The organism is uncultured Chryseobacterium sp. (genome assembly GCF_913776365.1).
Lineage (GTDB): Bacteria > Bacteroidota > Bacteroidia > Flavobacteriales > Weeksellaceae > Chryseobacterium.
In genome coordinates, this window is record NZ_CAJYMO010000249.1 from 1 (window position 1) to 5,973 (window position 5,973).

General features: G+C 43.4%; 3 protein-coding genes and 2 pseudogenes. All 5 read left to right on the top strand.

What is annotated here, in order from left to right:
- A pseudogene (locus tag QZ735_RS12615) lies at positions 1-650 on the top strand (hypothetical protein); the annotation flags it as partial.
- Position 651: 1 nt separating this feature from the next.
- Positions 652-990 carry a hypothetical protein gene (locus QZ735_RS12620; RefSeq protein WP_294249017.1) on the top strand — a complete coding sequence of 113 codons (339 nt, stop codon included), beginning with the start codon at positions 652-654 and terminating at the stop codon, positions 988-990.
- Between the two features lie 1,178 nt (positions 991-2,168).
- The gene (locus QZ735_RS12630; RefSeq protein ID WP_294249019.1) at positions 2,169-4,664 is read left to right on the top strand and encodes an ATP-dependent Clp protease ATP-binding subunit; all 2,496 of its coding nucleotides are present in this window, start codon (positions 2,169-2,171) and stop codon (positions 4,662-4,664) included.
- Between the two features lie 33 nt (positions 4,665-4,697).
- Positions 4,698-5,564 (top strand): lytic transglycosylase domain-containing protein, encoded by an 867-nt coding sequence (locus QZ735_RS12635; RefSeq protein ID WP_294249022.1) that lies wholly within the window; start codon positions 4,698-4,700, stop codon positions 5,562-5,564.
- A 35-nt stretch (positions 5,565-5,599) separates the two neighbouring features.
- Positions 5,600-5,973, top strand: a pseudogene (locus tag QZ735_RS12640) (Vgr family protein); the annotation flags it as partial.

Consider the following 5,973-nt stretch of genomic DNA (forward strand, 5'->3'; position numbering starts at 1 on the left):
GTGAATTAATCCCCGGAAAACCACCCATAAAAGCAAGAACCAGAAGTTTTGCAGAATTGGAAAAACTGGCTATAGAAGGGCTGAACTACCATTGGGGCAGAAATCGAAACCATGCTGCTGCCAGGAAAGTCAATATAAGAGGTGAAGCTTTTGAAGTTTATGTGAATGCGGTGAATACTCAGAATTATTCTATGGATGATGTGAGTCTGGTATATAACACAAATGGCAGCTGGATGAGGTCAGGAAGCCCTGGATCCGCAACCTTGAATCCCATATCATGGGTGGGTAATCTGATTTCAAGAGAAGCCGTATGTTATAATGTGGGATATATAAAATACGCCGATGATCAGTGGGATTATACTTTTGAAAATGAAGAGGACATAGAATTCAAGTTTACTACCGCTCATGAAATAGGCCATGAGATCTTAAAATCGTATGGAGGAACAGTATATTCTTATGGTCATAAAGGAAGTGTGAATGTTGTAACACAATCACGAAAAGAAAATGCCTCTAGCTATTCCAAAAATGGAGAAATTGATATAATGCCATACTATCCCTCAGATCCTCCAATGCGACTTTATAATAAATATATTGCTTCAGAAAGTGATGTGTTGAGTCTGTTATGGTTAACAAAAATAAAATTAATGTAATATGAAAGTTATACTATTGCTATATAATCTCTTTGTTTTTATTTCATGTTCAAATAAGTACAATAATTATGAGGGGTATATTTACAGAGAAAAGTCTAAAATGCCTCTCAGAGATATAAATATTTGTGAAAGAAGCAATTTAAAAAATTGTATACAAACAGATGAAAAAGGTTTTTTTAAACTTAAGCAGCAGAAAAACAGAATTTCCAAATTTTTAATAGTATCATCAGCATCCAGCGTGTTGGATTCCATTCAAGTAATAAGAACTTCAGGCGGAGAAAAAATCAATTATTATTTTACAAAAGGTAGAAAAGATACATTATTTGTTAAAAATAAGTAATGAATTCCTAATATTATAAACAAGGATCAATTCCATTTGTTGATGTGCTAAAATAATTGATTGATGAGATGAATAATTATCAGAAAAAGCATCCCGTGATGATAATTATGATGACATAAGTTCAAACTCCACCTGGAAATAAATTACAAATAAAATCAAGCAGTTAGTATTCAAAGATGCTAAAGAATGCAAGTATTATTACAATACAGGGATGAATCAAACGTATATTTTCATCCAAAAATTTTAAATGAATAATGTAGATGATGAAAGATAAGATATATTATACGGTTATTATGATCGGCTTTGCAGCGGGTATATTATTTTATACGTTCAACCTGGTAATAAGTAACGCTGAAACATCTTTCACCGACCCAACTCTCAAGGAGTTCTTCAGAAATCCGGATTATTTTACAGTGTTTCTGTATGGATTGATAAGTGCAGGTACCCTGCTTCTATTAACGGCTATTATCAGAAATAGTAAGGTATGACAGCCGCACCAATTAAGATGTGCAAGGGTATCTCTGCTAACAACAAATTAAAAGTTTATCTCTGTCTTAAAATAACACATTCAATTCAACTGGCAGAATGGCGACATGACGCCTTTCATCCGTATTATGAACCCCGATACAGGGGGGAACGGACCAGATCCCCCAGAACCGGGGATATATGGCGATCCCGGAAGTAGGCGATCAGATGATGGTGAACTTCGTATACATTCACCCGGACCGACCGTTTGTGATAAACGGGAGGTTCCACGGGGCACAGGGTTGGGTGGAGGCATCAACAGCCATCTGAAGTCCATCCATATTCAGATGTCCAGATCCGGTACGGTCAACATGAACCACATCCAGAGCGTGAAAGCGATCAAGATGGCTTCGGCAATGGCAGATACCAGCCTATTTATTACCGGAAAGTTGTTTAATTATACCTGATTCCTAATTATCACCAAATCGTGAGCAATACATGTCTGTACAAGTACTGAAAGCGCAATATAGAGAAGCAGCACCGGTAAATGCCCTGATGAAACGGAGCGTTCCGTAGAATTTTACTTGTCAGACCATAAAAGTCCTGTTTTATGCAAAATTTAAAATAAAATATAAAGAGAAATCTTTAAATTTACGCTAATGATACTGAAATCATAAAACAGTATCGGTCACCAAAAAAACATCAGATTAAATATGGGAGTACTCGTCACCAATGAAACGGTAAAGCAGCTGTTTCATATTGCGCAGTCAATTGCGAAAGAAAATTATAACGGAACCTACGGTGCACCGCACCTGCTGCAGGCCCTGATGCATAAAGACATCGGCCTTAATGAATTCCTGAAAAGCATCGATAAAGATCCAGGTTATTTTTATGAATGGGCAGACGTAAGGATCGAGGAATACCCGAAAACAGGTCATCTTCCTGCCGAAGCTTCTCCGGATGAAACGGTAGACCCCATTGTGGAGGAAGCAGATGATATCCGCCTGAAACTGGGACTGGACGAGATCACACCCGTCTGCATTCTTACAGCTATTGTAAAGCCCCAGATAGCCTTTACCCTTCAGCAGCTTAAATCATTACCGCTCAGAGAACATGAAATACTCAATCTGTACCGAAAAGATACGCCGTATGAACATTCCGGGGATGATGGGCTGTCTTCCGTTTTTTCCAATGGTTCCGGTTATCAGGATAATTCGTTTCCTTCCATTAAGAGTTATTGTGTGGACCGGACGGCGCAGGCCCGTAAAGGGGATCTTGAAAACATCATCGGCAGGGATAAGGAACTCCGCATGCTGGTGGAAATCCTCTGCCGCAGAAGCAAGCCGAACGTCATCATCATCGGTGAGCCGGGAGTCGGGAAGACGGCGCTGGTAGAAGGTTTTGCCACGGAAATTATCAAAGGAAATGTTCCGGATATGCTTAAAAACGGGACGCTTCTCGAACTGGACACCGGAGCGCTTCTTGCCGGTACCTCATACAAAGGAGAAATCGAAGACCGCCTGAAGAAAGTCATTAACGAATGCAAAAAAATAGAAAAAGCCATTCTTTTTATTGATGAAATCCATACCCTTCTTGATCCTAAGGGAAGCATCGGAAATGTGGTCAATCTCCTGAAGCCGGAGCTTGCCAGGGGAGAAATTACCGTGATCGGGGCCACTACCCAGGAAGAATACCGGAAAATCATTGAGCCCGAACAGGCTTTCAACCGCCGGTTCGAAGTGCTTACCGTACTCGAGCCGGATGAAAAAACCTGTGTGAAAATGATTGATGTCCTGCTGGACGGCTATAAAAAACACCATGGCATCGAAGTGGAAAAAACAGCACTTCCCGAGTGTGTGCGACTGGCAAAAAGATATGCCAAAGGAAAAAAGCTTCCTGATGCCGCCATCGATCTGCTGGACCGTACCATGGCCGCCATCAAGATGCTGGACGAGCTTTCCGAAAAAGAACTGCAGAGCTGGAAAATACACTATGATGAAATCCTGAAGGAAGAATTTGCCGGTGACAAAGACAAAGCGGATGAACTGATCTGGACATATAACCTCCTGAGGGATAAAATCAGCCCGATCCTCTGGGGTTCCCTGAGCGAACAGCCGCAGATCGATAATTCCATGCCGGTAGACCAGATCCGAAAAATCATTGAGGATACCTATGCCGAACTCCTGCAGCATGCGGCAATAAAAAGGGAAAAGGTAGGCCGTCTGGAGCTGGCAGCCGTAATGGCCGCCAAAACCAATATTCCGATCGGGAAGATCCAGGCCCAGGAAAAAGAAAAACTCCTCAATATGGAATCGCTGCTGATGAACAGGGTAGTGGGCCAGGACCATGCCCTTAAGATACTTTCCGATGCCATTGTGGAGAACCGCAGCGGGCTGAATAAACCGGGACAGCCGATCGGATCCTTCTTCCTGCTGGGACCTACCGGAACCGGAAAAACCGAACTGGCAAAATCAATGGCCGAACTGCTTTTCAATGACGAAAAAGCAATGGTGCGGTTTGATATGTCGGAATTTAAGGAAGAACACTCCGCAGCACTGCTGTACGGGGCGCCTCCGGGATATGTTGGATATGAAGAAGGGGGAATGCTCGTGAATAAAATCCGGCAGCAGCCTTACACGGTGGTACTGTTTGATGAGATCGAAAAGGCCCATCATTCCGTATTCGACGTTTTTTTACAGATTATGGATGAAGGGAAAGTGCATGACAAGCTTGGTAAAGAAGGTGATTTCAGCAATGCGTTGATTCTTTTTACCTCTAATATAGGCAGCGAAGAAATTGTGAAGCAGTTTGAAGAAGGAAAGATTCCGGAATCCTCGTCACTGATGCAGATCATGGCCGGTTCAGGAAGGTTCAGGCCGGAATTCCTGGCCCGGATTACGGAAATTATCCCGTTTGCACCGATCACCGAATCCATGGCCGAAAGGATCTTCAATATCCAGCTGAAATCGCTTCACAGTTCGTTGATGAGACTTGGAATGAACTTAAAAATCAGTGATGAAGCAGTGAAGCAGCTCGCTTTAGGGGGATTTAGCAGCAAATATGGGGCAAGACAGATTTCAGGGGTCATCCGGGCACAACTGGCAAGGCCGATCTCGAAGATGATCGTAAAAGAAGAAGTAAAATCCGGGCAGACTATTTTCACCGATTGGAATACAGAAGAGGAAAAAATAACCTGGAAAGTGGAATAAACAATAAACCTGCAGGCATCATGCCTGAATATTATGAAACGTACTGTAAAACAGATGATCCCGGTACTAATGATCATGGCTTCTTCCTTAATGAATGCCCAGTTCCTTGCCGCTTCCGACACTTCCGAAGGCAGTGTCAGAAGATACAAGAGCATCATCAATGCCAATAAGGAAATCGTTGATTTCATCGAGCATTCGCTGGTTGAAAAAGGATTGCCCCGGCATCTCCGGAATCTGGCGCTCATTGAATCCCATTTCAACAGCCGCGTCACGTCAGGCGCCGGGGCTGTAGGAATATGGCAGTTTATGACAGCCCATGCCAATCAATATGGACTTACGGAACAGAACCGGACAGATATTTATAAAAGTACGAAAACAGCTGCTGTATCGCTCCTCAGCCTTTATAAAAAATACAATAACTGGGTAACTGTAGTGGCTGCCTATAACTGTGGTGAGGGAAATATTGCAAAGGCAATGGCAGCAGCAGGATCCAGCCAGTACCATCTATTCTCCCAATACCTTCCGGCAGAGACCGTTAATCACGTTAAAAAATACCTCAACGCCTGTTATGCCACCGGTGAACTGCAGAGTGTACTGAGCAATTACAATTCTTCCCGGATGAATACGGTATTTCTGGTAAACGGCGGCAGTAAGAAAACCGTCAGCGATCTGGCGGAAACCGATATCAATGCAGGATTCAGCCTCAGTGTTATTGCAGATGAACTCCAGGTAGGAATGGATCGGATTCTCGCATGGAATCCCGGTATTTCAGAAGAGCTACGGCAGAAAGGCGAAAGCACGCTGTATCTTCCGAAAGACCTGATGCCCGATTTCCTGCTGCGGAAAACTAAAATCCTTTCCCGTTCCCTGAAAGAAAATTCAGCGGGAAACCAACCATAAAATCCTTCATGTCTAACCTTTAAAATACAGGTCATATGAAAACAGAATCACAGAATATAAAGAACAGTTCTTTCCGTCCTGTTCAGAATGCAGACGGGGTAACGGAGAACCATCACATGGGGATCAACCGTCTGGTGAAGCTATCGCTGGTGGTGGAGGGACGGATCATCAGATACTATAAACATTTCAGGCTTACCCAGAGCACGGGGCGCCACCATGAGTTCAGTGTGACATTGGGCCATGACGCTCTGGGCGGCCGCCAGACGCATACCCTTGAGGAAGCGCACAGTTTTTTGGGCAAGCGTCTGACGGCCGTGATTTCCTATAAAGATATTGAGAACAGCCCGGAGCGGACCTTCGTAGGGGTAATTACGGGGGTAGGCTTCAGCCAGGAAAAGATGAGCCTTGG

Coding starts and splice junctions, on each gene's coding strand:
- QZ735_RS12630 (WP_294249019.1), top strand. CDS start 2,169: ATGGGAGTACTCGTCACCAATGAAACGGTAAAGCAGCTGTTTCATATT.
- QZ735_RS12635 (WP_294249022.1), top strand. CDS start 4,698: ATGAAACGTACTGTAAAACAGATGATCCCGGTACTAATGATCATGGCT.
- QZ735_RS12620 (WP_294249017.1), top strand. CDS start 652: ATGAAAGTTATACTATTGCTATATAATCTCTTTGTTTTTATTTCATGT.